The organism is Brevundimonas sp. TWP2-3-4b2, from assembly GCF_049897345.1.
GTDB lineage: Bacteria > Pseudomonadota > Alphaproteobacteria > Caulobacterales > Caulobacteraceae > Brevundimonas.
The window spans coordinates 348,847-374,907 of the sequence record NZ_JAFCWB010000003.1 but is presented as its reverse complement, the minus strand read 5'-3'; the positions used below and the strand labels follow the sequence as shown (position 1 = coordinate 374,907).

Genomic DNA, 26,061 nt, shown 5'->3' with positions numbered 1-26,061 from the left:
GCCGTTCATTGGGCTGACCAGCGCGCGAAGAAGCTCAGACCGATGGCGCGGCCGGCAGGCCCGTCCTCGGCCAGGGCCAGTTCGCCCCAGTCGATGGTCCCGCCCCGGTCGGCGGTCGCTTCGGCCATCAGGTGCGACAGCGACAGGCCGGAGATGCGCGCGGCATAGGCGTTCAGCAGCAGGAAGGAGGCATCGTCCGACAACAGGGCGGCGCAGTCCTTGAGCAGGCCGGGCAGGTCCTCGAACAGCCGCCAGACCTCGCCCGTCGGGCCGCGTCCGTATTTGGGCGGATCGAGGATGATGCCGTCGTATTTCGAGCCGCGCCGCACCTCGCGCGCGGCGTATTTACGGGCATCCTCGACGATCCAGCGGATCGGCCGGTCGGTCATGCCGGACAGTTCGGCGTTCTCGCGCGCCCAGGCCACGGACTTCTTCGAGGCGTCGACGTGGGTTACCTCGGCTCCGGCCGCGGCGCAGGCGAGGCTGGCGACGCCCGTGTAGCCAAACAGGTTCAGGATGCGCGGTTGGCGCAGGGTCCGGATCCGCCCGTCGAGCCACTCCCAGTTGGCGGCCTGCTCGGGGAAGAAGGCGAGGTGGCGGAAGGGCGTGAACCGGCTGGTGAAGCGCACGTCGCGCCAGGCCAGGGGGAAGGTATCGATCGGATTGCCGGCAAAACGCCAGCGGCCGCTCTCGTCCTCGTCGGTCGGATCGAACACGGCGTCGGCGGCGTCAAAGGCGGCCGGATCGCGCGGGGCCCAGAAGCACTGGGGTTCCGGCCGGACCACGGTAAAGCGGCCATAGCGTTCCAGCTTGCGGCCGTCGCCGCTGTCCAGAAGGGCGTAATCGGCCCAGGCGCGGGTGATCAGGGTTTCAGGCGACGGGTTCAGACGCGGCGGCATAGGTGGCTGATAGGCGGAGAGGCGCGGTCGCGTCCAGCACCTCGTGTGTTTCCGCGGCGGCTTCGCCTTCCGCGAGCGGGGCGTCGCGTCGGTGCCGGGTCTTGTCCCAGGCGAAGGGGTTACGGATCAGCCGCCAGAGCGCATGGGCGAAGGCCAGGCTGAGCAGGGCCCAGTAGGCGGGTGCCGTGATCATGTCGGCAGGGCCGTAGGGCACGCCCGCTCGCCGCGCCCCGATCGCGCACGACAGCCAGGCCGAGGCCGCGCCGAGCACCAGAACGCTGACAGCCAGGGCCGGCGTTTCCGGCGGGAGGCCGGCGATCAGGGACACCAGGACGGCGGCCGCGACCCAGGCCAGCGAAAGGCCGTGCAGCGCCGCTGCCGCAAGGCCGGCCCCGACGGTCAGGGTGAGGGCGGTTATACCGCGCCAGCCCAGCTGCCACGGCCGACGCGTATGCACGCCCCAGGTCTGCAGATAGCCCTTCAGCCAGCGCGTTCGCTGGGGCAGCCAGTCATCGAGCCTGCTCGGCGGGGCTTCCCAGGTCGGGCGGGAGATGACGCCCAGCCGCCAGCCCCGGCTCCAGAGCCGGAACCCGAGGTCGGCGTCCTCGGTCACATTCCAGGAATCCCACCCCTCGACGGCGCTGAGGACGTCGGTCCGGAAATGATTGCTGGTGCCACCCAGCGGAAACGGCAGGCCCAGCCGCGCCATCCCTGGCAAGGTCGTCTCGAACAGGCTGGCGTATTCGGCGGCGAACTGGCGATCTAGGAAGGGTGATCCGTCCGACGGTCGATCCGGCCGGATACGCAGGGGGGCCTGCAGGCAGGCCAGTCGACCGGTCGGGTCGGCGGCAAACCGGCTCGCGGCCTCGCGAAGCTGCCGCGGATCGGGATCGTCCTCGGCGTCATAGACGGTCAGCAAGTCCCCCGTGGCGTGGGCGAGTCCACAGTTCAGCGCCCGGGGCTTGGTCTGCGGCGTGCCGGGCGGAACCACAAATACGTCCAGCCACCCAGGCCGGGGCGTCGCCAGGGCCGTGGCGATGGTGTCGTGGTCGTGCGCTTCCAGCAGGAGCAGACCTTGCAGCCGATCCGGGGGATAGTCGATCCGCGACAGGCGCTCGATCAACTGACCGACCACCTCGGCCTCGTCATGCAGGGCCGCCAGGACGGTATAGCGCGGCCAGACCGGCGGTTCCGGCGGAGGAGGGCGCGACACCGCGCTCACAATGATCAGACCGACACGCCAGACAGCGACGACCAGAAAGCCCCAGGCACCCGCCAGGATGATCCCCCGCCCAAGGCTTTCAGGCGCGAACCATGCCAGGAGACCTGTCGACGCCGCCAGCAGGAGCAGGACGCCCGCCTGAAAGGGCGCAATCCCTCGACTGGCCGCGCTGCGGGACAGCGGCGGACCGTACCGATCGGCATCTCGCCGCCGATCCTCAAGATTGCTTACCCCCAGAGGTTCCACAACGCATGGTTATCTTGCTGATTCACGCAGGGCAAGCGGTTGGCGGATGTCGAGGAATGCCGCTATTCAGGAGGAGGACGTTCGGAGTGCGTATCTTGACCGCCGTGACCCTCAATCCCCGCTCGCAGAGAAAGCCGAAAGGCGAGGGTCATGCGCGCCGTGCGGAAATCCTGGCGGCGGCCGAGCGGATCTTCGTCGAACACGGCTATGAAGGTGCCACGATCCGCAAGATCGCGGACGAGGTCGGACTGTCGTCCACGGCGCTTTACATGCATTTTCCCGAGAAGAGCGCGATCCTGCACGAGATCTGCAGCCGTGCGTTTTCATCCCTGCTGGAGGCCAATGAGGCCGCGATCACCCATCCCGGCGGGCCGGAAGTCCGGCTGCGGTTGATGTTGCGGGCCTATGTCAATTTCGGGTTTGAAAATCCGAATGCCTATCGGCTGGCCTATATGACCCGTCCCGTTGAACTGCGCGAAGGGGCCCAGTCCGCCGCGACAGAGCTGGGGCACGAGCTCTTCCGCTCGTTCGAACGGACGGTCGAGGACATCGGGGCGGCGGGACATCTTCGCGGAGATGCGAGGAGTACGGCACAGGCTTTGTGGGCCGGCGGTCACGGCGTGGTGTCGTTGATGATCACCAAACCCTATTTCGACTGGGTGGAACGCGAGACCCTGGTCAACACCCTGATGGACGGCCTGATGGCGGGGCTGCTCAAACCATGAAGCGCGTCGCACTGGCGGTTGCCGGCGTGATCCTGATCGGGCCCGACGCAGCCGAGGCACGACCGTTGCGGGTCATGTCGCTGGATCAGTGTGCCGACCAGTATGTGCTGGCGCTGGCACCCGACGCCGAACTGGCCCTGTCGCCGCGCGCCGACGATCCTGATGCCTGGATGCGTCAGGCCGCAGCCGGACGTCGTCTGGTGCGGCCGACGCTGGAGGCGGCGATCACATTTCAGCCTGATGTCGTGGTGAGGTACTGGGGGGGAGAACCCCGCCTGCTGGCGCGACTGGAAGCCGACGGCGTCCGCGTGTTGACCATCGCGGATGCGACGGGCTTTGACGGGATACGCCGGAATATTCGCTCTGTCGCGCAAGGCGTGGGCGCCGAGCGGCAGGGTGAGGCCCTGGTCTCCCGAATGGACGCGACGCTGGCGAAGCCGGCTCGGATGGGCCGGACACAGAAACCGCGGGCCCTGTATCTGACCGCCGGAGGATTTACGGCGGGGCAGGGGACGTTGATTGACGCCATCCTGACGGCCGCGGGGTTCGCCAATGCCGTGGTCGCGCCATCTTTCATGCCCGTCAGCATCGAGCGGATGGTCCTGTCCCCGCCGGCACGGTTCGTTCTGGGCTTCTTCGATGAACCGCGGGGTGACTGGCGCGGTGCAGGGCGTCATCCCGTCCTGCGGCGACTGACGCAGGGGCGGGTCGCGGCCCGACTGCCCGCGGCGACCCTGACCTGTCCGGCATGGTTCGCCGCCGATGCCGCCGCGATACTCAAGGCCGGTGCGTGAAGGTTTCGCGCCTGACCCTGATTCTGGCCGCGCTGATCGTTGCGGCCGTTGTCGCGGGGATCATGCTGGGTGAAAGCCTGTTCGATGCGAGCCAGTGGGCGCAGGCGTTCAGCGATCCCGCGTCCGGCCCGGGCGTGGTTCTGTGGCAGGTCCGAGCGCCGCGCGTGGTCACCGCCCTGATGGTGGGCGCGGCACTGGGACTGGCGGGTGCGGTCATGCAGGGATTGCTGAGAAATCCGTTGGCCGATCCCGGTGTGCTGGGCGTGTCGGCGGTCGCATCGCTTGGCGCCGCGACCGCCATCGTCCTGGGAGCGGCCGCGATGCCGGGCGTGGTCGAGGTCTCGGCCCTGGCCGGAGCCGGTCTGGCGGGCGGCTTGCTGATCCTGTTCTCGGCCCGTGTCCGGTCGCCCGAGGCCCTGATCCTGTTCGGCGTGGCCGTGTCGAGCTTCGCCGGCGCGGCCACCGCCCTGATCTTCAACCTGTCGCCGTCTCCGATCGCCACTGCCGAGGTCATGAGCTGGCTGCTCGGCTCGGTGCAGAACCGCAGCTGGATCGATGTGGCCTGGGTCACCCCGGCGGTACTGGTGTCGGGTATCCTTGCGGCCCTTGCCGCGCCGGGCCTGCGGATGCTCAGCCTTGGCGAAGAGACGGCGCGGACCTCTGGTCTGCCCATGGTTCGCCTGCGCCTGCTGGCGCTGCTGGCCGCCGCTCTTGCGGCCGGTGCGGCGGTGGCGGTGGCGGGCGTCATCGGTTTCGTCGGTCTGGCGGCACCCCATCTGGTGCGCAGCGCCGTGCGCGGCGATCCGGCGCGGTTGCTGGCTCCCTCGGCGCTGGCGGGTGGCCTGATGCTGGTCACGGCGGATCTGCTCGCCCGGCTCATCCCCACCGATCAGGAACTGAAGCTGGGCGTGCTGACGGCGCTGGTCGGGGCCCCGCTGTTCGCCCTGATCGCCTGGCGGGCGGCGCGGGAGTGGCGGCTGTGAGCGCCCTGGCCCTGATCGCCGCGACGGCGTCACTGGGCGGACGCGACGTGCTGGACGCGGTCGACCTGTCCGTTGATGCCGGAGAGCTGGTGGCCGTGGTCGGACCGAACGGGGCCGGCAAGTCCAGTGTCATTCGGGCCTTGGCCGGCCTTCTGCCCCTGACCCGGGGGGAGGCGCGGCTGGGTGGCGAGGCCTTGTTGTCGCTTGCACCGGGCCGTCGGGCCGGGAGGGTCGCCTACCTGCCGCAGGAACGCCGGATTGCCTGGAACCTGCCGGCCATAGAAGTCGCCGCCCTCGGTGTGCCCTTCCTGCAGGCCGGCGAGGCGCAGGCGCGTGCCCTCGACGCGTTGAAGGAGGTCGAGGCCGCACATCTGGCCGATCGCGGCGTGGCCGAAATGTCCGGCGGCGAGCGCGCCCGGGTGCTTCTCGCCCGGGCCCTGACGACGGGTGCGACGGGACTGCTGGTCGACGAGCCGATCGCCGGGCTGGACCCCGAGGCGCAGCTCATGGTGCTGGAACGCCTTCAGGCGAGGGCCCGGAACGGGCAGGCAGTGCTGGTCAGCCTGCATGATCTCTCCCTCGCGGCGCGTTTCGCCGATCGGGTCGTGGTGCTGGATCACGGCAGGGTCGTTGCCGATGCGCCACCCATGCGGGCCCTTGTGCCCGAGGTGATGGCACAGGTGTTCGGCCTGAGTGGCCGCTGGATCGACGGACCGGACGGACCGCTTCTGGCGGCCGGCCGGCGTCAGTTGGCCGGGTAGGGCGTCGCCGTCGAATCCGTCTCGGACGCAGAGACCGTATAGGGGCCCGGGCCCACCGGCACGCCGCGTCTGAGGTCCTCCGACAGTCTCAATGGGGCCGTACCCCCATTCAATCTGGCGCGATAAATCTGCATGTTTTCCATGACTCGCATCATATAGTTGCGGGTCTCTGTGAAGGGCGCACACTCGATGAAGTCGGTCGGGTCCACGGTACCGGCGCGCGGATCACCGCACCGCGCGGTCCACTGGGGCGGCCGCGCCGGGCCGGCGTTGTAACCAATGGTCGCCAGCAGCATCGAGCCCCCGAAATCACCGGTAAGATCGCCGAGATGGAAGCTGCCCAGCGTCATGTTGAAGTCCGGGTCCCACAACCGTTCCGTCGAGAAGGGCATGCCGAGCTGGCGGGCGACGGCCGCGCCGGTCGCCGGCAGGAACTGCATCATGCCGCGAGCATCGGCCCCGGAGCGGGCACGCGGATCGAAACTGGATTCCTGCCGGGTAATCGCCAGGGTGAACTCTAGGGGGGCGGCCCCCGAGACCTGCGGCGGGATGCGAATGGGGTACTGGCGCTCGGGCATCAGGAAGCCGCGCTGGCTGGCCGCGCGTCCGACCATCATGGACGTGAAGCCTTCACCATAGTTGCGTGACAGATCCATCAGCAGCGCCAGCTGGGAGCCGTCGGGCAGGGTGTCGTCGAGCTGATAGGCAAAGACACGGAACAGGCTGGTTTCGCCGGTCTCGCCGAGGATTTGAAGCGCCCGCACGACCTCATTGCCCTCGAAGGCGGCGATCTCCGTGGCGGACGGCGCTGGATCGCCCGGCAGGGTCAGGGTCGTCATGCCCGCCTTCTCGGCGGCCAGCTGGCCGTAGAAAGTCTGGATGTGGCGCGAACCCGCCTGGTAATAGTTCACGGCGGCAGGGGTCGACCCCTGAGCCTCGGCGGCGCGGCCCAGCCAGTAGAGGGCGCGGCCCTGGGTGATCGGGGTCGACGACATCTGGCGCAGCGCCTCGAAATGCGTCGTCGCCCGTGCGGGATCGTTCAGCTTCACCAGGGCGACCCAGCCGGCGAAGAACTCGGCATCGACCTTGCGGTCTCCGGCGGGGAAGCCGTGGCCGGCCATGGCGTCATAGGCGGCCTGCCAGTTGCGCTGTTGCAGGGCGTCGAGGAAATAGTTGCGGCGCTCGCTCCACAGGGTGTTCTGGCCATCGGTGTGCGACGGTGCCGCGGGCAGGGCGCGCAGCAGACCGAAGGCTTCTGACTGGCGATTTTGCGAGCGCAGCAGACGCACCCGGTCCAGCACGACGGCGGGATCCATGGCCTGCGACGGACTGAGGCCCGCCACGATGGCGTCCGGGCTGTAGGCCGTGCGCAGGGCCATCACGGCATTGGCCACGGCCTGTCGATCAGCCGGCACGCGCGCAACCATCGCCCGGGTCGCCGGACCGTGCGAGCCCAGAAGCAGCATGTTCAGCCGCGCCTCGTGATCGGCTTGGGTCAGCCAGCCGCCCCAACGGTTCAGAATGCGGGTCTGGGCGGCGTCATCGAACGACCGGGTGCGCCACCAGTCGGTGATCAGGGCACGGGCCTCGTTGCGGCGGCCCCGCTGCTCAAGGGCGTCGGTCAGGGCGATGGCCCCCTGGACGGTCAGGGGCGGCGCGGACGCGAAAAGGGCCGTGGCCGCGTCCGGACCGGCGGACGCGAGATCGAGCGCGCGTTCGGCGGCCATGCGGCGGCTCTCGGCCCGCGGCCAGCCGGCGAACGCCGTCTGCGCCACGACGAGGTCACTGTAGGGGAGTTGCTCGGCCGAGGTGTCAAACAAGGCCCATTCGACCAGTTTTCGAGCCGCCGGGTCGCCGAGCCGGGCGGTGGCAGAGCGGGCACCGGTCACATCACGCGCCCGGGCGGCGGCGAGTCCCTGGCGGAAAAGGACCGTGTCCTGATCGTTCAGGAGACGCGCCTGATTGCTGACCGGCCCCGATGCGACGGCGCTGTAGGGGACTTCCTGCGACAGCAGGCTTTCAGGCGCGGGCGCGAGGAGGGCCAGGGCGGCCGCGAGGCTGGCAGCGATCATTGCGTGTCCGAACTCCATGCGTCGTGGTTGCGGTCAGGCGACCGGCAACCTACCCTCCAGCGCTTGTCGCGGCGACTGTCGCCATTTCCACGCAGGACCAACTCTCTCAATGACCGCCCCCTTGTTCAAGGGCGTGATCACCGCCCTGATCACACCACTTCGTGACGGAAAGGTGGACGAAGTCGCCTTCACCCGACTTCTGGAACGCCAGATCGCCGCCGGCATCCACGGCGTCGTGCCGATGGGCACGACGGGCGAGAGCGCGTCCCTGTGTCTGGACGAGCACAAGCGGGTCGTTGAACTGTGCGTTCAGGTCGCCGCCGGCCGCATCCGGGTAATCGCCGGTGCCGGATCCTCGGCGACCGACAAGGCGATCGAACTGGTTCGGTTCGCCAAGACCGTGGGCGCGGATGGTGCCCTGGTCGTCACCCCCTATTACAACCGGCCATCGCAGCAGGGTCTGGCCCTGCATTTCGAGGCCATCGCCGAGGCGGTCCAGCTGCCGGTGCTGCTGTACAATGTGCCCGGCCGGACCGGGGTGGACCTGTCGAACGAGACCGTCGCGCGGCTGGCGGCCCATCCGAACATCGTGGGCATCAAGGACGCGACCGGCGACCTGTCGCGCATCAGCTGGATGCGCGCCAACATCAACGGCCAGTTCGACCTGATCTCGGGCGACGACCCCAGCTATCTCGGGTACCACGCCCACGGCGGGGTCGGGGTGATCTCGGTGACCTCGAATGTGGCTCCCGAAGGCATGGTCGCGCTGCATGAGGCGGCGGCGGCCGGCGATTACGCCACCGCGCGGGACTGGCAGGACCGCCTGATCGGCCTGCACAAGGCACTGTTCCTCGACAACTCGCCCTCGCCGGCCAAATACGCCCTGTCCCGCCTGCAGCTTTGCAGCGAGGAGGTGCGCCTGCCGCTGGCTCCGACGGCCGAGGCCGTCAAACCCGCCATCGACCGCGCCATGGCGGAGGCGGGTATCGGCTGATGGCGTCCACAGCCCCCAAGATGAAGGTCATCGCCGAAAACCGGCGGGCGCGCTTCGACTATTTCCTGGAAGACTTCATCGAGGCCGGCATCATGCTGCTGGGCACCGAGATCAAGGCTTTGCGCGACGGCCGGGCCAATATCGCCGAGAGCTATGCGGCGGTGGAGGGGCGAGAGATCGTGCTCGTGAACGCCGACATCCCGCCGTACAAACAGGCCAACCGCTTCAACCATGAACCGCGCCGCCACCGGAAGCTGCTGCTGCACCGCAAGCAGATCGACAAGCTGATCGGCGCGGTCCAGCGCGACGGCCAGACCATCATCCCGGTCAAGCTGTACCTGAACGAGGCGGGCAAGGCCAAGATCGAGATCGCCCTCGCCAAGGGCAAGAAGCTGCACGACAAACGCGAGGCCACGGCCCAGCGCGACTGGCAGCGCGACAAGGCCCGGCTGATGAAGGACCGGGGCTGACGGCTCACCCCAGGGGGTTGGAGAGGTCCAGTACAGGCTGGGCGTCCAGGACCCCCGGAGTCGAGGCCGTCGCATAGGCATCGATTCCCCCGGGTCCGACCGAGGGCTGGCTGTATTGCTGGGCGAAGAGCCCCAGCGCCGCGATCAGGCCCGCCATCAGCAGGGCCCAGATGGCTGTCTTCCGTTCCTGGGGCGTAAACACCCCGTTCGACCTACGCATCACAGCCTCCAAAGCTGATCGATCAACGCAAGCTGGTGAGCCCTGTTCCTGACTGATGAGGCTACACCCGAGGCGCGCTGATTCGCGTGGCGCGGGAGCCACACTCGCCGCTCAGGAGAACGGCGTTCGGTCAGGCTTCAATGATTTCGCGGGAGCGCCGGAAGATGGCCTCGAACATGGCGGGGGTCAGTCGGCCGGTGTTCGTGTTGAGGCGGGAGCAGTGATAGCTGTTTAGGATCACATAGCCGCCCAGCGTCGCCTCTACGCCGTGGCCGGGCGGGGCCGCGGAGCCGGACAGGCCGAGCGCCTTCAGCACATTGCGCCGTGACACGTCGCCCAGGGTGACGATGACCTTGAGCCGGGGCAGGGCGGCCAGACGCGCCGTCAGGAACGGTCGGCAGGTCGTCTCCTCGATGGGCAGGGGCTTGTTGCCGGGCGGGGCGCAGCGCACGGCATTGGTGATCATGCAGTCGACCAGCGTCAGCGTGTCGTCGGGCCGGGCCTCGTACCGGCCTGTCGCGAAACCGGTCTTGATCAGGGTCTCGTACAGAATCACGCCCGCACCGTCGCCGGTGAACGGCCGACCCGTGCGGTTGGCCCCGGTGCGCCCGGGGGCCAGTCCCGCGACCAGCAGACGGGCCTCCGGATCGCCGAACGACGGGGCGGGGCCGTTGAACCAGTCGGGGTTCTGACGCTGGTTCTCGCGTCGGTAGTCGACCAGCCGAGGGCACAGGGGACAATCTCGGGGCGGTTCGGCCACAGCGGTCTTGAGGGCGATCGGCAAGATGGGCGAATCCTTCGACAACGGGCGGGCGCTCATGTCCTCCTTGATGTAAGACGCCCGGATGGAAAAGCCCGGCTCGCAGCAAAAAGCGCCGCCGTCTGTGCCGTTCGAGGGCGCGGCCGGGCTGGACGCCGCTGTCGTCGTGGCGCTGGGCTGTAACGATTGCGGGCCCTGGACCGACTGCAGCGAGGCGCTGGAAGCCGCCCTGGCGCGGTTCCGCTCCGAGGGGATCGACGTGGTCGCGCGATCATCATGGTGGCGGTCGGCGGCCTGGCCCGACCCGAACGATCCGCCCTTCCTGAACGGGGTGGTGATCGTGCGCACCGACCATGACCCCCACGCCCTGATGGCGGCGCTGGGCCGGATCGAGGAGGCTTTCGGGCGGCTGAGAGATGTGCCGAACGCCCCGAGGACGCTGGATCTGGACCTGATCGCCTACGGGCGGATCACGGGCGACCTGTCCGGGCTGATCCTGCCTCACCCGCGGGCGGCCGACCGGCGCTTCGTGATGGGCCCGCTGGCAGAGATCGCGCCGGACTGGTTGCATCCGGCGGGAGGCACGGCGTCGACGCTCGCAGCCGCCGCGTCCGTGGGAAAAGACGCCACGCCCCACCGCTGACGCCTCATTCCCGCCCATGCGGCGTTGCACAATTCAGTCCAACCCTATAGTTTGTGCGGTTCTCCCCCCGCGCCCGAGGATATTCATGGCTCGCGTCACTGTCGAAGACTGCATCGAGAAGGTGCCGAACCGGTTCGGCCTGGTTCTGCTGGCGGGCAACCGCGCCCGCGCCATCGCCAACGGCGCGCCGCTGACCATCGATCGCGACAACGACAAGAACCCGGTCGTGGCCCTGCGCGAACTGGCCGACTCGACCGTCGTGCCGGACGAACTGCGCGAGACGGTCATCGTCGCCCTGCAACGCGTCGACGAGCGCACCGAAGCCGAGGATGAGGCTGAAATCGTGGGCCTGCTGGCTGAACCCCAGCACATGAACATGGCCGAGGCCGAGCTGATCCGGGCGCTGCAAAGCGACCGCGACGGCGGCCAGGAGGAACGCTACTGACGGCGGAACCCGCCAACGGTATCACCATCCTGCCGGCGCGGCAGCCCGCGCCGACGCCCGAACCCGCCAATCTGAACGATCCCGGAGGTCCGCGTCCCCACGTGGACCCGTCCGATCATCCGCGCTCGAAGGTCCTGCGCCAGTTCGAACTGGTCGAGGCCGTCCGCGCCTATGACCCGACTGCGGACGAGGCGCTCCTGAACCGCGCCTATGTCTATGCGATGAAGATGCACGGCTCGCAGATGCGGGCCTCGGGCGATCCGTATTTCGCCCACCCGATCCAGGTCGCCGGCATCCTGACCGACTACCGGCTCGACACCGCCACCATCGTCACCGCCCTGTTGCATGATGTGGTCGAGGACACCTCGGCCACGCGCGACGACATCGCCGAGCGGTTCGGCGAGGAGGTCGCGTCGCTCGTCGAGGGCGTGACCAAGCTGTCGCGGCTGGAGCTACAGGCCGAGCACACGCGCCAGGCCGAGAACCTGCGCAAATTCATTCTCGCCATCTCCAAGGACGTTCGCGTCCTGCTGGTGAAGCTGGCCGACCGTCTGCACAACATGCGGACGCTGAAACACGTCAAGCCCGAGAAGCGCGAGCGGATCAGCCGCGAGACCCTGGAAGTCTATGCGCCGCTGGGTCGTTCGATCGGCATCCACTCGATCGCCTCCGAGCTGGAAGAGCTGGCGTTCGAACACCTGAACCCGACCGCCCGTACCGCCATCGAGCGGCGACTTGAGGCGCTGAAGCTGGAGCACGGCCGGGCCATCGACGGCGTGTCGAGCGAGGTTGAGCGGGTGCTGTCCGAGGCCGGGGTCATTGCCGAGGTCTTCGGCCGGCAAAAGACGCCCTATTCGATCTGGCGCAAGCTGCAGCGCAAGTCGGTCGGATTTTCGTCCCTGTCGGACATCTACGGCTTCCGGGTCCTCGTCGAGGCCGAGGATGACTGCTACCGCGCCCTCGGCGTCATCCACCGCGCCTGGCCGATGGTGCCCGAGCGATTCAAGGACTTCATCTCGACCCCGAAATCCAACAACTACAGGTCTTTGCACACGACCGTTGTCGGCCCGTCTGGCCTGCGTATCGAGATGCAGATCCGCACCGAGGCCATGGATCGCGTGGCCGAGGACGGGGTCGCGGCGCACTGGGCCTACAAGAACAAGTCCTACGGGTTCGACAAGGAGGCCATGGAGGCGGACGGCGGTCGCGACCCGCTGCAGAATCTTCGCCACCTCGTTCAGGTCATCGAGCATGGCGAGGGCGGTGAGGACTGGGTCGAACACGCCAAGCTTGAGATGTATCTCGAGCAGGTCTTCGTCTTCACGCCCAAGGGGTCGCTGATCACCCTGCCGCGCGGCGGCATGCCGCTGGATTTCGCCTATGCCGTTCACACCGAGGTCGGCGACACGGCTGTGGGTGCCAAGATCAACGGCGAACTGAAGCCGATGCGGACCCAGCTTCAGAACGGCGACGTCATCGAGATCGTCCGCGGCGCGAAGCGGGAGATCCCGGTCGACTGGCGGTCCCTCACCATTACCGGCCGTGCGCGTTCGGCCATCCGACGCCATATCCGCACGTCCGAGCGCGGCGAGTTCCAGAAGCTGGGGCGCGGGACGCTGGAGCAGACCCTGTCGCGTGCCGGCAAGACCCTGGCCGAGGTCTCGCTCAAGGCGATGCTGGAGACCCTGTCGTTCGCGTCGGAAGACGACCTCTACGAGGCCATCGGTCGCGGCCGGGTTTCGGCGGCCAAGGTCGGCGAGACCCTGTTCCCCGCATTGAAGGGCCGCCTCAAGGCCGGTCCGGACCGCAAGCGTATCGGCGACGAACAGGCCCGCCTGTTCGTGCGCGGCGGCGGCCTGACGCCGGGGGTCAGCATCCATTTCGGCCACTGTTGCTCGCCCGTGCCGGGTGATCGCATCGTCGGCATTCTCGAACCCGAGGCCGGCCTGACGGTCCACACCATCGACTGCCAGCGCCTGGCCGACGTCGCCGACGACGATTCCGTCTGGCAGGACCTGCAATGGACACCGCAGGCCGAGCAGGGGGCCGTGGCGGCCGCCCGCATCCGGGCCACGATCAAGAATGCGCCCGGGGTACTCGGTCAGGTCGCCACCATCATCGGCGAGGCGGGCGGCAATATCCTGAACCTCGTCATGAGCCACCGGCAGCAGGACTTCTTCGACGTCGACATCGACATGGAGGTCGAGGACGCCAAACACGCGACCTCCATCATGGCCGCCCTGCGCACCAACCCCTCGGTCGATACGGTCGAAAGGGCGCGGGGCTAGGGGCTTGCGGCAGCGGTTGCGCCCGTTATGACAACCGCCATGACCTCAGACGACGTACTCAACGAATTCCGCGGCGCCGGTGCCCTGCGTGAAGGCCATTTCGTGCTGTCCTCGGGCCTGCACAGTCCGGTGTTCCTGCAGAAGAACCTGGTCTTCATGGACACCGAACGCTGTGCCCGCCTGTGCAAGGCTCTGGCCGGGAAGATCACCGCGGCGGTCGGTCCGGTGGACCTGGCGATCTCGCCCGCCGTCGGCGGCATAATTCCGGGTTATGAAACCGCGCGCTGGCTGGGTGTGCCGTCCATGTATGTCGAGCGCGAGGGCGGCGTGTTCAAACTGCGTCGCGGCTTCCACGTCGAGCCCGGCCAGAAGGTCGTGATGGTCGAGGACATCGTCACCACGGGCCTGAGTTCGCGCGAATGTATCGCGGCCATCCAGGCGGCCGGCGGCACGGTCGTCGCGGCGGCCTGTATCGTGGATCGCTCGGGCGGCCGGGCGGATGTGGGTGTGCCGCTGGTGGCGCTGGCGACGCTCGACGTGCCCGCATACGCGGCCGATGCCCTTCCGCCCGAACTGGCGGCCCTGCCGGTCGAGGATCCCGGCAGCCGCCGCCTGGCGAGCAAGGGTTAGGCCGATGGCGACTCCAGTGCGTCTCGGCGTCAATATCGACCACGTGGCCACGGTGCGGAATGCCCGCGGCGGGGTGCATCCCGACCCGGTGCGGGCGGCACGTGAAGCTTTGGCCGCAGGGGCCGACGGCATCACCGCCCATCTGCGCGAGGATCGTCGCCACATCACCGACAGCGATATCGAAGCCCTGAGCCGGCTCTGCGCCGAGGCCGGGCGGCCGCTGAACCTCGAGATGGCCGTGACCGATGAAATGCTGGCCATCGCCCTGCGTCATCGCCCGCACGCCGCCTGTCTGGTGCCGGAACGGCGCGAGGAGGTGACGACCGAGGGCGGGCTGGCCGTCGCGGGGCAGGAAGCCCGCATCGAGCCGGTCGTAAAGGCCCTGGCCGACGCCGGGATGCGGGTGTCCCTGTTCGTCGAACCGAGCCGGGCGCAGATCGAGGCCTGCCATGCGGTGGGGGCCCAGGTGGTGGAACTTCACACCGGGCGATACTGCCATCTCGAAGGCGACGACCGGGCCGTCGAGTTCGAGCGTCTACAGGCGGCGGCGACACTGGCCTTCGACCTCGGCCTGGAAGTCCATGCAGGCCATGGGCTGGACTACGTCACCGCACCGCACATGCTGGCCATTCCAGAGGTGCGCGAGCTGAATATCGGCCATTTCCTGATCGGCGAGGCGGTGTTCACCGGCCTGACCAGCGCCATACACCGCATGCGGGCGGCCATGGACGCTGTGCCGTGATCATCGGTGTCGGTGCCGATCTTTGCGACATTCGTCGTATCCAACGTTCGCTCGAACGGTTCGGCGACCGCTTCAAACAACGCTGCTTCACCGAGCTGGAGCAGGCCAGGTCCGAGCGTAAGCCTGATCCGGCGTGGAGCTACGCCAAGCGGTTCGCGGCCAAAGAGGCCTGCGCCAAGGCCTTGGGGACCGGCATGCGCACGGACGTCTACTGGCGGGACATGGGGGTGGTGAACCAGCGCTCGGGACAGCCGACCCTGGCCCTGACCGGCCATGCCGCGGAACACCTGCAAAGGTTGACACCACCCGGTCACGAACCTTGGATACATCTGACGCTCAGCGACGAGCATCCCTACGCCCTGGCGTTCGTGGTGATCGAAGCCTTGCCGATAGCTTAATCACGTTATACCGATTTCGCCGCAATGACCGCGAACAGCGGCTGGGGGATAGAGTCACAATGAGCGACGAGCACAAGCCGCGCGACGATCACGGTCATGACGCGGGTCACGGTCACGATGATCACGGGCATGCTGCGCCTGCCGCGCACGGCCACGACGAACATGGCCACGCAGCGCCTGACGCGCACGGCCACGACGATCACGGTCACGCTGCGCCCGCCCATGGTCACGATGATCACGGACACGCCGCTCCGGCCCACGGCCACGACGATCACGGTCACGCAGCGGCTGACGCGCACGGCCACGATGATCACGGACACGCGGCGCCGGCCCATGGGCATGACGACCACGGGCACGCAGCGCCTGCCGCGCACGGCCACGACGATCACGCGGCACCGGTCGCCGCCGCAGTCGCTGGTGCGGCTGTGGTCGTCGCATCAAAACCGCCGGTCTGGAGCGACTCCGGTGACGCCCCGTTCGAGGAGGTCAACACGACCCCGGTCTACGCCCGCGGCAAAGGCAGCAGGAAGAAGTCCGGTGGCGGCTCCAGCAGCGAGGGCTTCGAGTTCATCAAGACGATCTTCTTCGCCCTGCTGATTGCCTTCGTGCTGCGCGTCGTGCTGTTCCAGCCCTTCACCATCCCGTCGGCGTCGATGGAGCCCAACCTCTATGAGGGCGACTACATCGTCGTGTCCAAGTGGAGCTACGGTTATTCGAAACACTCGATCCCGTTCAGCCCTCCGATCTTCGATGGCCGTATCCTGGGGCAGACCCCGAAACGCGGCGACATCGTCGTGTTCAAGCTGCCGCGCGATAACAAGACGGACTACATCAAGCGCCTGATCGGCCTGCCGGGCGACCGGATCCAGATGATCAACAATGTGCTGAACATTAACGGCCAGCCCGTGCGCGACGTCGTGGTCAGCGGCGACGACGTGACCAATATGTACGGCATGCCGATCGTCCGGATGCGCGAGACCCTGCCAGAGGGCAAGACGATCAGCATCCAGGACTTCGGTCCCGGCAATGACCTGGATGACACCCCTGTGTTCGAGGTTCCGGCCGGCCATTACTTCATGATGGGCGACAACCGCGACAACTCGATCGACAGCCGCGTCGAGCAGTCCCAGGGCGTGGGCCTCGTGCCTGCGGAGAACCTGATCGGCAAGGCGGATATCATCCTGTTCTCATGGACGCCCGGCGCGTCGCTGTGGAATCCGGTCAGCTGGTTTAAGAACATCCGTCCGAGCCGGTTCTTCACCGTCCTGCACTGATGGCAGATCGACGGGCCGAGGCAGTCCGGGCCCTTTCGCGCCGCCTCGGTCACGCGTTCAGGGATCCGGCCCTGCTGGATCTCGCCCTGACCCACGCCAGCGTGGGGGAGGGGGCCGAGCGCGACGCGCGTGGACGCCTGTTCTCTGACAACCAGCGGCTGGAGTTCCTCGGCGACCGGGTGCTTGGCCTGCTCGTCGCCGACCGGCTGATGCGCGACTACCCCGAAGCCGACGAAGGCGAGATGTCGTCGCGCCTGCATGCCCTTGTCGACAAGGCCGCCTGCGCCCGCGTGGCCGAAGCCATCGGGGTCGGCGACGCCATGCGCCTGTCTCCCGGCGAGGCCAAACAGGGCGGTCGCCGTCGCGAAGGCGTTTTGGGCGACGCGATGGAGGCGATCCTGGCCGCGGCCTGGTTCGACGGCGGCATCGAGGCCGCGCAGGCCGTGTTCGACCGGACGTGGGCGGACGAACTGGCTGCGCCACCGCGCAAATCCCTGACCAATCCGAAATCGGCCCTGCAGGAGTGGGCGCTGGCCCACGCAAAGCCTTTGCCTGTCTACCGTATCGTCGAACGCAAGGGCTCGGATCACGCCCCGACGTTCACCGTCGAAGTCAGCGTGGCCGGACATCCGCCCTTGACCGCACAAGGGCGTTCGCGTCAGGACGCTGAGAAAGCGGCCGCGATCGGCCTGCTGCAGCGTGAAGGCGTGATTTGACCGATACAGAAAACCAGAGTGCAGGCTTTGCCGCGATCATCGGCGCGCCCAACGCTGGCAAGTCCACCCTGGTCAACCGCCTGACCGGAACCAAGGTCTCGATCGTCACCCAGAAGGTCCAGACCACGCGCTTCCCCGTGCGCGGCATAGCCATCGAGGGGAACGCCCAGATCGTGCTGGTCGATACGCCCGGCATCTTCACACCCCGCCGTCGTCTGGATCGCGCCATGGTCGCCTCGGCCTGGGGCGGTGCGTCGGACGCGGATGTGGTGGTGCACCTGATCGACGCGGCGTCGCACATCGCCGCAGAGGGCAAGGAAGGCCAGGCCGCCGACCGCCGCTCGGCCGAGGATACCGAGACCATCATCGCCAATCTGAAGGCGACCGGTACCCAGGTCATCCTGGCCCTGAACAAGATCGACGGCATGCGCCGCGACACCCTGCTGGCCCTGTCGCAAGCCATGTTCGAAACCGGTGTCTATTCCGAGGTCTATATGATTTCGGCGCTCAGCGGCGACGGCGTTGACGATCTGAAACAGCGCCTGGCCAGGGCTATGCCGGCGGGTCACTGGCTCTACCCGGAAGACCAGTCAGCCGACGTGCCGATGCGCGTTCTGGCGGCCGAGATCACGCGCGAGAAGGTCTATCTGCGCGTCCACGAGGAACTGCCCTATTCGGCAGCGGTGGAAACCACGGCGTTCGAGGACAAGGCCGACGGCTCGGCCCGGATCGAACAGACCATCTATGTCGAGCGCGAGAGCCAGCGGCCCATCGTGCTGGGCAAGGGCGGCCAGACGCTGAAATGGATCGGCCAGAAGTCGCGCGAGGAGCTGACCGAGCTGCTCGATCGCCCCGTGCACCTGTTCATCACGGTCAAGGTCGACCCGAAATGGCAGGACTCACGGGCCCTTTACGCCCAGTTCGGGCTGGATTTCGACGTCTAGTACGGGTGTTCAACGTCCCGAAAAGCGCCGGGGGGCATCCCCGGCTTGTGATCGCCGCCCTGGCCTGCCTCATAATCGTGGCGGGCGGGCTGTTCGCGTGGGTCAGCGTCCGACCCGCCTCGGTCGAGGCTGAGGCCAGGCCCCTGCCGCCACGACCGCCACTCGAGGTGGTCGAAACCCTGCCCGCGCTGAAGGCTCAGCTGGATCGCTGGGGTGGCTCGGGCCAGTTCACTGGCGGCGTTCTGGTCGCGCGCGGCGATCAGGTCCTGTTCCGGCAGGTTCACGGATTCGCGGACCGCAGGACGGGTGCCCCCCTGCGGCTGAACTCGCGTTTCCGCCTCGCCTCGGTCAGCAAGCAGTTCACCGCCGCCGCCATCCTGAGGCTGCAGGACGAGGGCGTGCTCTCGACCCACGATCCGCTGTGCAAATGGATCCAGCCGTGTCCCGCCGCCTGGGAGCCGATCCGGCTCTATCATCTGCTCTCGCATACCTCGGGCGTCCCGGACCTGATGGCCCGGCCCGGCTGGGGCGTCCGCCGGGTCACACCCGCAACATCTGAAGAACTTACTGAAGATTCAAAACTCTATCGGCTTCAGTTCGTGCCCGGAACCAAGGTCCGCTACGACAATGCCGGCTATAACCTGCTGGGGGCCGTGGTTGAAAAGGCCTCGGGCATGCCGTTGCACGACTATCTCCGGAAGGCCTTCTTCAAACCGCTGGGCATGGCTGACACCGGCTATGACGACGACCAGTCAGGCGTTGTCATGGGTTACGCCAATCTGGGCGGCGGCGGGCCATCGCCCCAGCCGGACGCCAACGTCAGCATCATTTTCGCCGCCGGGGCCCTGTATTCGACGCTGGACGATCTTCTGGTCTGGGAGCGGGCGCTGCATCGCGGCCAGCTACTGAGCCCGCGCAGCCATGCCATGATGATCGCCGACCACGCGCCGGCGGACACCCCGCCCGAACGCGGCCGCCAGCGCCGGGACTGGGGCTTCGGCGTCTTCGTGAACAGCATCGGCCAGCGCGTCTCGCCGCCCTTCCTGGACCGTCAGATCTTCCACACCGGCAGCTGGTCCGGGTTCCGCAATCTGATGACCTATCAGCCGGATCAGGACGTCACCGTCATTGTCCTGTCGAACAACTATCACCAGCGCGACGCGGTCTTCCTGCTGTCGCAGCAGGGGATGGCGGAGGCCCTGGGCCACGACGTTCCGACGGCGATGGGGCGCTGAGGCACGAGCCGGGCGAGCTCAGCAGGCGTTCCATCAGACGGAGAGGCCCTTACGATGCGGGCCGCCAGTCGGCAGACGGCCGGACATTGATCATCCACGGCACGCCGAACCTGTCGGTGAAGCCCCCGAAGCCCGGCGACCAGAAGCTCTCGGCGAAGGGCATCCTGACCTCGCCACCTTCCGATAGGCCCTCGAACAGGCGGCGGCCTTCCTCCACGCTGTCGGTGTGGAGCGTGACGTCAAAGCCGTCCCTAGGCTTGTGCATGTCCGAAGTGTAGTCGGGGTGCATGTCCGAGCCCATGAGCGTCTGGTCGCCGACCTGCAGCCAGCAGTGCATCAGCCAGTCCCTGACCCCGGCAGGCACCGGCATCTCCGGCGGTCCATCCCCGTACGGCATGGCAGCGGTGATCTCGCCGCCCAGCACACGGGCGTAAAACTCGAACGCTTCACGGCAATTGCCCGGGAAGCTGAGGCTGGTCACGATCTTCATGCGGGTCTCCTCTCTCAGTGATCCTGTTTCAGCCAGTCGTTCAGACGGCCGAAGGTCGAGGTCCAGCCGTGGGTGTGGCCCTCGAGGCTCCGCTCTGACTTCAATCCTTCGTGGGTGAAGACCATCCGGGTGCGGCCGTCCGGCAGTTCGTGCAGGACCACGGTCACCAGGGTGTCGGCGGGCGGCCCGTCCTCGTGGCTCTCGTCCCAGCGGAAGGTGAACACGAGACGCTCGGGCTCGATCACCTCGCGGTACATCCCACCCTGCCACAGGACCTCGTCCGTCGTCGCCGAGCCGAGGCAGGCGCGCCACAGGCCCCCGACGCGCAGATCGTTGGTCCCCGACAGCATCGGCCATTCGACCGGCCCCATCCAGTGGATGCGCATCTCCGGGCGGGTCCAGGCCGCCCAGACCAGGGCGCGGGGCGCGTCGAAGATCCGCTCCATGTCCAGCCGGTGCGGCAGGAGCGGCGGGAGCTCGGGCTGGCCGGGGTCCGTCATCATCATGGTCTGGCTCACAGGGTCCTGAGCAGTTCGGCCAGCTGATCCGCGGCGGCGTTCCAGCCGACCTCGAAGCCCATCTGCTCGTGCTGTTTCATCGTGTCCGCATTCCAGTGACGCGCGACGGCGACATAGTCCGTGCCGCCATCCGCCGTCGGCGTCAGGGTGATCTCCCCGACCATGAAGGGCAGGCCGGTCGGTTTCCAGTCCGGGGTCAAGGCGTCGGTCGTGACCAGCCGGCGATTGGGCTCGATCGCCAGGATCACACCCGAATTCGGCATGACCTCGCCGTCCGGGCCCTTCATCACCGTATTGAAGACGCCACCCGGACGCGGATCGATCACCGCCTCCGAGACGTACCAGGGCTTCGGGCAGTACCACTGTTTCAGCAGGTCCGGCGTCGTCCAGGCCTGCCACACCGTCTCCGGCGGTGCCTCGAAATGGCGACTGAGGGTCAGATCAAACCCGTTCGGCGTTCCCGGCGCATAGCAGGGGTTGTCAGTTTCGTGGGCCATCGGGGTCTCCCTTCTGGATTTTCTTCAGATAAGAGTCGAGGCGGTCGAAGCTGGCGTCCCAGTACCGGCGATAGTGTTCGAGCCAGTCAGCAACGCCCTTCATGCCCATCGGCTCGAGGCGGGCGGGGCGCCACTGCGCCTCGCGGCCGCGGCTGATCAGACCGGCCTTTTCCAGCACCTTCAGATGTTTCGACACAGCGGGCAGGCTGATGTCGAAGGGCTGGGCCAGATCGTTGACGCTGGCCTCACCCTCGCACAGCCGGGCCAGGATGGCCCGACGGGTCGGGTCTGCCAGGGCGGCGAATTTGGCGCTGAGGGGGTCGGTCTGCATCGGATCGCTTCGTATGTAACTGCTCAGTTAAATGGCTGGGCTTCGATCTGTTGTCAACCATCCGGTTAAATGACCCGGCCCCCGGTCGTTCGTCGGGTGGAACGCGATCACCCTCCCGGGGGTTGGTCCGTCTCATGCTGGAGCGACCGCCCATGAAGGCCCTGATCCTGAACTGCACCCTCAAGCCGTCGCCGGCGACCTCGAGCACCGAGGCCCTGGCCAGGGTCGTGATCGCCGAACTCGAAAAGGGCGGGGCCGAGGTCGAGATGATCCGGCTGGTGGATCTGAACCTGAAGCCCGGGATCAGGACCGACGAAGGCAAGGGTGACGACTGGCCCGCGGTCCACGCGAAGATCATGGCCGCCAACATCGTGGTCTTCGCCACCCCGACCTGGCTGGGCCAGATGTCCAGCGTCTGCCTGCGCGCCTTGGAACGGATGGACGCCCTGTTCGCCGAGTTCGACAAGGCCGGCCGCCCGGTCGCCTTCGGCAAGGTCGCCGGTGTCGTCGTCACCGGGAACGAGGACGGGGCCCACAATATCGTCGCCACCGTCTGTCAGGGCCTGATCGACATGGGCTTCACCATCCCGGGCCAGAGCTGGACCTACTGGCACCTCGGGCCGGGACCGGGCCCGGACTATGTCGAGACCGATCAGGGCCACGACTGGTCGGACCGCGTCGGGCGCAATGCCGCGCGCAATCTGCTGGCGCTGGCCAGGGTACTCAAACCCTCAACCTATCCGGTTCCCGAAAGCGCGCCAGAGGACTAGCGTCGGGCTTTGCCGTTCCCGGAGGTTCCATGTCCCTGCTGCTCGCCACCGTCGCCGCCCTTGGTCTGCAGACGGCTCCGGATCCCGCCGAGGCCGAAATCGCGGCCGTGCTGGACCGTCTGAACGCCGCATCCACCGCGGCTGACACAACGGCTTATTTCGGCCTGTTCACCCCGGACGCCCGGTTCATAGGCACGGACGCGACCGAGCGCTGGTCGCTACCGGAATTCCGCGCCTATGTGGAGCCGTATTTCGCGCGGGGCCGGGGTTGGACCTACATGCCAAGCGCCCGCGTCATCACCATCGCCCCGATCGACTGCCGCTGCGTCGCCTGGTTCGACGAGGAACTGGCGAATGCCACCTATGGCCAGACACGCGGCTCGGGCGTCCTGCGTCTGACAGACGGCGGCTGGAAGATCGAGCAGTACGTCCTCAGCTTCGCCGTCCCTAACGACAGGGCCGCCGCCGTCGTCGCCGCGATCAAGGCGGAGTAGGGCAGTCGGGCCGGAACGTATGGCCAACACCGATCACGACCGCTAACACCGACACATGGATTTCACTGACGACGCCTTTGTCCTGTCCGCCCGCGCCCATGGCGACACCGGCGTCGTGGTCGAACTGCTGACCGAGGAACACGGTCGCCGCTCCGCCTATGTCGCCGGCGGGGCCTCCCGCAAGATGAAGCCCTTCCTCCAGGCCGGGGCGCGGGTCACGGCGGACTACCGGGCCCGGACCTCCGACCATCTCGGCTCGGCCCGGCTGGAGCCGGTGGGGGAGGGACCCAGTGCCCTGTTCGATGACCCGATGGCTTTGACCGGGCTGGCTGCCGCCGCTTCAGTGGCGCAGGGAGCGCTGCCCGAGCGCGAGCCGCATCCGGGGGCCTTTCTGGCCTTCGAGGCCCTGATGTCGGCCTTCGCCCTGCCGGAGGTCTGGCCCGCCATCTTCGTACGCTTCGAGGCGGGCTTGCTGGAAGACCTTGGCTTCGGCCTGGACCTGTCGCGCTGCGCGGTGACCGGGTCCATGGACGACCTGATCTGGGTCAGTCCGCGCACCGGTCGCGCCGTCAGCCGCGACGCCGGCCGGCCCTATGCCGACAAGCTGCTGAAGCTGCCGCCGTTCATGCTGGGCGGGCAGGCGGGGCTGGGCGAAGGCGACGTCGGCTCCGGCCTCGACCTGACCGGTCATTTCCTCGAACAGTTCGTCTTCCACCCCCAGAACAGGCCCATTCCGCCCGCGCGGGTGTGGATGGTGGACAAGCTGCGCGAGCAGGGGCGTCTTTAGGCGCTAGACTCGACACCCCAGACCGCCGATTCGGACCCCATGACCCTTCACACCCCGCCGCCGGAAGGCGGACGCATCGTAGACGAGCCGATGAGCGAGGCGCTTTCGCGCCGCTATCTGGCCTATGCGCTGTCGACCATCACCAACCGCGCCCTGCCGGACGTGCGTGACGGCTTCAAGCCCGTGCACCGGCGCATCATGTACGCCATGCACCAGATGCGGCTGAACCCGCAGGCGGCGGCGCGAAAATGCGCCAAGGTCGTCGGCGAGGTCATGGGCGGCTATCATCCGCACGGCGACGCCTCGATCTATGACGCCCTGGTGCGGCTGGCGCAGGACTTCTCGCAGCGCTATCCGCTGGTCGACGGCCAGGGCAATTTCGGCAATATCGACGGCGATAACGCCGCGGCCATGCGCTACACCGAGTGCAAGCTGACGGCGGCCGCCGTGCTGCTGATGGAGGGCATCGACCAGGACTCGGTGGACTTCAAGGCCACCTATGACGATCAGGACGAGGAACCGATCGTCCTGCCCGCCGGCTTCCCCAACCTGCTGGCCAATGGCTCGTCGGGCATCGCCGTGGGCATGGCCACCTCGATCCCGCCGCACAATGTCGGCGAACTGATCGACGCCTGCCACCTGCTGCTCGAGCGGCCGGATGCCACGACCGCCGAGCTGGCGCAGATCGTGCCGGGCCCTGACTTCCCCACCGGCGGCGTGGCCGTCGAAGGGCATGCCGCCATCCTCGAGGCCTATGAGACCGGACGCGGTGGTGTCCGTCTGCGCGCCCGCTGGGAGACCGAGGACCTCGGCCGCGGTGTCTGGCGCATCATCGTCACCGAGATGCCCTACCAGGTCGGAAAATCCAAGCTTATTGCCGACCTCGCCGACCTGATCGAGCACAAGAAGGCCCCGCTGCTGGGCGACGTCCGCGACGAGTCGGCCGAGGACATCCGGCTGGTACTGGAGCCGAAGTCACGGACGGTAGAGCCTGAAGTCCTTATGGAAAGCCTGTTCAAGCTTTCCGATCTCGAGATCCGGTTCCCGGTCAATATGAACGTCCTGGACGCCAGCGGCACCCCGCGGGTCATGGGACTGAAAGCCTGCCTGCAGGCCTTCCTCGATCACCGACGCGAGGTGCTCGTTCGTCGGGCAGGGTGGCGCATCGACCGGGTCGAGAAACGGCTGCACCTGCTGGAAGGGCTGCGGATCGTCTTCCTCAACCTCGACGAGGTCATCCGCATCGTTCGCGAGGAGGAACAGCCCAAGGCCGTGCTGATCGCCCGGTTCGGTCTCTCCGAACTCCAGGCCGACTTCATCCTCGACACCCGACTGCGTCAGCTGGCGCGGATCGAGGAAATGACGATCGAGAAGGAATACAAGGCACTGGCCGATGAACTTGCTGCGCTGCAGTCGCTCTCATCCTCGCCGGTCAAACAGTGGAAACAGGTCGGCAAGGACCTCGAGGCCGTGCGCAAAGCCCTGGTCTCGCCGCGCCGGACGACCATTGCCGAAGCCGTCGACACCGCCGCCTTCGCCTCGGTCGAGGCCTTCATTCCGCGCGAGGCCATCACCGTCATCCTGTCCGAACGCGGCTGGATCCGGGCGGCCAAGGGCAAGGTCGAGGATCCGTCCGAGCTGAAGTTCAAGGAGGGCGACAGTCTCGCCTTCCTGGTCCCCGGCTATACGACCGACAAGCTGCTGGTGGCCGCGTCCGACGGCCGCATCTTCACCGTCGGGGCCGACAAGCTGGCCTCGGGCCGGGGTCACGGCGAGCCACTGCGCCTGATGATCGAACTCGACGAAAAGGCCGGGATCGTGAACCTGCTGATGCACCAGCCCGGCGGAAAGCTGCTGATCGCCTCGAAAGCCGGCTACGGCTTCGTCGCCCCGGAAGACGAGTTGCTGGCCCAGAAGCGCGGCGGCAAACAGGTGCTGAACGGCGAGATGCTGGCCGCCCTGCGCGTCACCGGCGATCACGTCGCGGCCATCGGCGACAACATCAAGGCGCTGATCTTCCCCATCGCCGAGCTGCCCAAAATGGGCCGCGGCAAGGGGGTAAAGCTGCAGGGCTACAAACAGGGCGGCCTCGCCGACGTCGCCGTCTTCGACAGCGCCCACGGTCCCGAATGGGTCGACGGCGGGGCGCGCCGACGCAACTGGCCCGACTGGAAGGACTGGCTCGGCAAACGCGCCGGAGCCGGGCGGCAGGGCCCCCGCGGCCTCAGGAAGTTCCGCTAGCCGCCAGCTGCGCGGCGAGCTCGGCGCCGAACGCCTCGCACCCCGCAATCGCCGGTTCCATGCGGGTCAATGTCGCCCGGACAGCGTCCAGGTCCTCGACGCCTCTGAGCGGCCGAACGGCGGTCTGGGCGGCGGATTCGAGCGCGGCGAAATATTCACTCGGCGGGACGGCAAGCTGTCTGGATCGGCCATAGGCGAAACTGACAAGACCGTTGGCCTTATCGCGAGCGTCCGCGGCGGCGGCGTCGCCCGTGGCCTCCCGAAGCAGGGCTGTGGCCGAGAGGATCCCGGCGCATTCGACCGCACGATCATAGCGCGCCCTCTCGTCCGAGGCGGGGGCGGCCTGGAGAATGTGCAGAGTTGCAAGACCGACGCTGATCCAGGCCATTTCCAGATTCCGTGCTTCGCCAAGGTGTCCACGAATTCATTACATGAGCAGCCGCAAGTCGCGATAGCCTGTCCTGCGCAATCG

31 protein-coding genes are annotated in these 26,061 nt (G+C 67.6%); 20 read left to right on the top strand and 11 right to left on the bottom strand.

Annotated elements, in window-relative coordinates:
* Positions 1-5: 5 nt before the first annotated feature.
* Together ACP7AS_RS08930 and ACP7AS_RS08925 are read right to left on the bottom strand one after the other, a co-directional pair.
* The gene (locus tag ACP7AS_RS08930; protein WP_426028511.1) at positions 6-899 is read right to left on the bottom strand and encodes a class I SAM-dependent methyltransferase; all 894 of its coding nucleotides are present in this window, start codon (positions 897-899) and stop codon (positions 6-8) included.
* Complete coding sequence (locus ACP7AS_RS08925; RefSeq protein WP_426028510.1) at positions 871-2,367, bottom strand: glycosyltransferase family 2 protein; 1,497 nt, start codon at positions 2,365-2,367, stop codon at positions 871-873. Before ACP7AS_RS08925 ends, ACP7AS_RS08930 begins: the two co-directional genes overlap by 29 nt.
* An 86-nt stretch (positions 2,368-2,453) precedes the next feature.
* Between ACP7AS_RS08925 and ACP7AS_RS08920 the strand changes: the two genes are divergently transcribed.
* The 4 genes from ACP7AS_RS08920 to ACP7AS_RS08905 are packed head-to-tail and all read left to right on the top strand — an operon-like array spanning position 2,454 to position 5,630.
* Positions 2,454-3,092, top strand: a complete 639-nt coding sequence (locus ACP7AS_RS08920) for a TetR/AcrR family transcriptional regulator (protein ID WP_426028508.1) — start codon at positions 2,454-2,456, stop codon at positions 3,090-3,092.
* Positions 3,089-3,886 (top strand): ABC transporter substrate-binding protein, encoded by a 798-nt coding sequence (locus tag ACP7AS_RS08915; RefSeq protein ID WP_426028507.1) that lies wholly within the window; start codon positions 3,089-3,091, stop codon positions 3,884-3,886. The genes ACP7AS_RS08920 and ACP7AS_RS08915 overlap by 4 nt, the downstream gene beginning before the upstream one ends.
* Positions 3,883-4,869 (top strand): FecCD family ABC transporter permease, encoded by a 987-nt coding sequence (locus ACP7AS_RS08910; protein WP_426028506.1) that lies wholly within the window; start codon positions 3,883-3,885, stop codon positions 4,867-4,869. The genes ACP7AS_RS08915 and ACP7AS_RS08910 overlap by 4 nt, the downstream gene beginning before the upstream one ends.
* The gene (locus ACP7AS_RS08905; RefSeq protein ID WP_426028505.1) at positions 4,866-5,630 is read left to right on the top strand and encodes an ABC transporter ATP-binding protein; all 765 of its coding nucleotides are present in this window, start codon (positions 4,866-4,868) and stop codon (positions 5,628-5,630) included. The genes ACP7AS_RS08910 and ACP7AS_RS08905 overlap by 4 nt, the downstream gene beginning before the upstream one ends.
* On the opposite strand, the gene ACP7AS_RS08900 is transcribed toward ACP7AS_RS08905, so the two are convergent.
* A complete protein-coding gene (locus ACP7AS_RS08900; protein WP_426028504.1) occupies positions 5,615-7,702 on the bottom strand; it encodes a transglycosylase SLT domain-containing protein in 2,088 nt (695 codons plus the stop codon). The genes ACP7AS_RS08905 and ACP7AS_RS08900 overlap by 16 nt on opposite strands.
* A gap of 109 nt (positions 7,703-7,811) precedes the next feature.
* On the opposite strand from ACP7AS_RS08900, the gene dapA reads away from it, so the two are divergent.
* Both dapA and smpB read left to right on the top strand, forming a co-directional pair.
* On the top strand, positions 7,812-8,696 hold the full coding sequence (dapA, locus tag ACP7AS_RS08895) for a 4-hydroxy-tetrahydrodipicolinate synthase (protein WP_426028503.1): 885 nt from the start codon (positions 7,812-7,814) through the stop codon (positions 8,694-8,696).
* 20 nt (positions 8,697-8,716) lie between these two features.
* Positions 8,717-9,166 (top strand): SsrA-binding protein SmpB, encoded by a 450-nt coding sequence (smpB, locus tag ACP7AS_RS08890; protein WP_332640553.1) that lies wholly within the window; start codon positions 8,717-8,719, stop codon positions 9,164-9,166.
* 4 nt (positions 9,167-9,170) lie between these two features.
* On the opposite strand, the gene ACP7AS_RS08885 is transcribed toward smpB, so the two are convergent.
* Positions 9,171-9,386, bottom strand: coding sequence for a hypothetical protein (locus ACP7AS_RS08885; protein WP_426028502.1), 216 nt, complete (start codon positions 9,384-9,386; stop codon positions 9,171-9,173).
* 130 nt (positions 9,387-9,516) lie between these two features.
* Positions 9,517-10,206: a uracil-DNA glycosylase gene (locus ACP7AS_RS08880; protein WP_426028501.1), complete on the bottom strand. Its 690-nt coding sequence runs from the start codon at positions 10,204-10,206 to the stop codon at positions 9,517-9,519.
* A 25-nt stretch (positions 10,207-10,231) separates the two neighbouring features.
* Here ACP7AS_RS08880 and folK point away from each other — a divergent pair, with 25 nt between their 5' ends.
* The 6 genes from folK to acpS all read left to right on the top strand — a co-directional run bounded on the left by folK (position 10,232) and on the right by acpS (position 15,292).
* Positions 10,232-10,789, top strand: coding sequence for a 2-amino-4-hydroxy-6-hydroxymethyldihydropteridine diphosphokinase (folK, locus tag ACP7AS_RS08875; protein ID WP_426028500.1), 558 nt, complete (start codon positions 10,232-10,234; stop codon positions 10,787-10,789).
* 85 nt (positions 10,790-10,874) lie between these two features.
* Complete coding sequence (gene rpoZ, locus ACP7AS_RS08870; protein WP_292124797.1) at positions 10,875-11,234, top strand: DNA-directed RNA polymerase subunit omega; 360 nt, start codon at positions 10,875-10,877, stop codon at positions 11,232-11,234.
* A gap of 101 nt (positions 11,235-11,335) precedes the next feature.
* Positions 11,336-13,522: a RelA/SpoT family protein gene (locus tag ACP7AS_RS08865; RefSeq protein ID WP_426028499.1), complete on the top strand. Its 2,187-nt coding sequence runs from the start codon at positions 11,336-11,338 to the stop codon at positions 13,520-13,522.
* A 39-nt stretch (positions 13,523-13,561) separates the two neighbouring features.
* Positions 13,562-14,152 (top strand): orotate phosphoribosyltransferase, encoded by a 591-nt coding sequence (gene pyrE / locus ACP7AS_RS08860; RefSeq protein WP_426028498.1) that lies wholly within the window; start codon positions 13,562-13,564, stop codon positions 14,150-14,152.
* Between the two features lie 4 nt (positions 14,153-14,156).
* Positions 14,157-14,894: a pyridoxine 5'-phosphate synthase gene (locus ACP7AS_RS08855; RefSeq protein WP_426028497.1), complete on the top strand. Its 738-nt coding sequence runs from the start codon at positions 14,157-14,159 to the stop codon at positions 14,892-14,894.
* The gene (gene acpS / locus ACP7AS_RS08850; RefSeq protein WP_426028496.1) at positions 14,891-15,292 is read left to right on the top strand and encodes a holo-ACP synthase; all 402 of its coding nucleotides are present in this window, start codon (positions 14,891-14,893) and stop codon (positions 15,290-15,292) included. Before ACP7AS_RS08855 ends, acpS begins: the two co-directional genes overlap by 4 nt.
* A gap of 5 nt (positions 15,293-15,297) precedes the next feature.
* Here the strand turns inward: acpS and ACP7AS_RS08845 are convergent, their stop codons facing one another.
* Positions 15,298-15,681: a hypothetical protein gene (locus ACP7AS_RS08845; RefSeq protein ID WP_426028495.1), complete on the bottom strand. Its 384-nt coding sequence runs from the start codon at positions 15,679-15,681 to the stop codon at positions 15,298-15,300.
* A gap of 36 nt (positions 15,682-15,717) precedes the next feature.
* Between ACP7AS_RS08845 and lepB the strand changes: the two genes are divergently transcribed.
* The 4 genes from lepB to ACP7AS_RS08825 are packed head-to-tail and all read left to right on the top strand — an operon-like array spanning position 15,718 to position 19,461.
* On the top strand, positions 15,718-16,566 hold the full coding sequence (gene lepB / locus ACP7AS_RS08840; RefSeq protein WP_426028494.1) for a signal peptidase I: 849 nt from the start codon (positions 15,718-15,720) through the stop codon (positions 16,564-16,566).
* Positions 16,566-17,282: a ribonuclease III gene (rnc, locus tag ACP7AS_RS08835; RefSeq protein WP_426028493.1), complete on the top strand. Its 717-nt coding sequence runs from the start codon at positions 16,566-16,568 to the stop codon at positions 17,280-17,282. The genes lepB and rnc overlap by 1 nt, the downstream gene beginning before the upstream one ends.
* The gene (gene era / locus ACP7AS_RS08830; RefSeq protein WP_426028492.1) at positions 17,279-18,226 is read left to right on the top strand and encodes a GTPase Era; all 948 of its coding nucleotides are present in this window, start codon (positions 17,279-17,281) and stop codon (positions 18,224-18,226) included. The genes rnc and era overlap by 4 nt, the downstream gene beginning before the upstream one ends.
* Positions 18,227-18,273: 47 nt before the next feature.
* Positions 18,274-19,461 carry a serine hydrolase domain-containing protein gene (locus ACP7AS_RS08825; protein ID WP_426028491.1) on the top strand — a complete coding sequence of 396 codons (1,188 nt, stop codon included), beginning with the start codon at positions 18,274-18,276 and terminating at the stop codon, positions 19,459-19,461.
* Positions 19,462-19,510: 49 nt separating this feature from the next.
* Here the strand turns inward: ACP7AS_RS08825 and ACP7AS_RS08820 are convergent, their stop codons facing one another.
* Genes ACP7AS_RS08820 through ACP7AS_RS08805 form a run of 4 tightly spaced genes read right to left on the bottom strand, consistent with a single transcriptional unit; the run spans position 19,511 to position 21,297 of the window.
* Positions 19,511-19,951, bottom strand: a complete 441-nt coding sequence (locus tag ACP7AS_RS08820) for a VOC family protein (protein ID WP_426028490.1) — start codon at positions 19,949-19,951, stop codon at positions 19,511-19,513.
* Positions 19,952-19,965: 14 nt separating this feature from the next.
* A complete protein-coding gene (locus tag ACP7AS_RS08815) occupies positions 19,966-20,457 on the bottom strand; it encodes an SRPBCC family protein (protein ID WP_426028489.1) in 492 nt (163 codons plus the stop codon).
* A gap of 8 nt (positions 20,458-20,465) precedes the next feature.
* Positions 20,466-20,966 carry an SRPBCC family protein gene (locus ACP7AS_RS08810; protein ID WP_426028488.1) on the bottom strand — a complete coding sequence of 167 codons (501 nt, stop codon included), beginning with the start codon at positions 20,964-20,966 and terminating at the stop codon, positions 20,466-20,468.
* Positions 20,950-21,297: an ArsR/SmtB family transcription factor gene (locus tag ACP7AS_RS08805; RefSeq protein ID WP_426028487.1), complete on the bottom strand. Its 348-nt coding sequence runs from the start codon at positions 21,295-21,297 to the stop codon at positions 20,950-20,952. The genes ACP7AS_RS08810 and ACP7AS_RS08805 overlap by 17 nt, the downstream gene beginning before the upstream one ends.
* A 152-nt stretch (positions 21,298-21,449) precedes the next feature.
* Here ACP7AS_RS08805 and ACP7AS_RS08800 point away from each other — a divergent pair, with 152 nt between their 5' ends.
* Genes ACP7AS_RS08800 through parC form a run of 4 tightly spaced genes read left to right on the top strand, consistent with a single transcriptional unit; the run spans position 21,450 to position 25,589 of the window.
* Positions 21,450-22,067 carry a flavodoxin family protein gene (locus ACP7AS_RS08800; protein WP_426028486.1) on the top strand — a complete coding sequence of 206 codons (618 nt, stop codon included), beginning with the start codon at positions 21,450-21,452 and terminating at the stop codon, positions 22,065-22,067.
* Positions 22,068-22,096: 29 nt separating this feature from the next.
* Positions 22,097-22,561, top strand: coding sequence for a nuclear transport factor 2 family protein (locus ACP7AS_RS08795; RefSeq protein WP_426028485.1), 465 nt, complete (start codon positions 22,097-22,099; stop codon positions 22,559-22,561).
* A gap of 55 nt (positions 22,562-22,616) precedes the next feature.
* Entirely contained in the window at positions 22,617-23,348 is a 732-nt protein-coding gene (gene recO / locus ACP7AS_RS08790; protein WP_426028484.1) for a DNA repair protein RecO, read from the top strand.
* Between the two features lie 39 nt (positions 23,349-23,387).
* Positions 23,388-25,589 (top strand): DNA topoisomerase IV subunit A, encoded by a 2,202-nt coding sequence (parC, locus tag ACP7AS_RS08785; protein WP_426028483.1) that lies wholly within the window; start codon positions 23,388-23,390, stop codon positions 25,587-25,589.
* Here the strand turns inward: parC and ACP7AS_RS08780 are convergent.
* On the bottom strand, positions 25,573-25,977 hold the full coding sequence (locus tag ACP7AS_RS08780) for a hypothetical protein (RefSeq protein WP_426028482.1): 405 nt from the start codon (positions 25,975-25,977) through the stop codon (positions 25,573-25,575). The two genes, parC and ACP7AS_RS08780, sit on opposite strands and share 17 nt — an antisense overlap.
* Positions 25,978-26,061 lie beyond the last annotated feature (84 nt).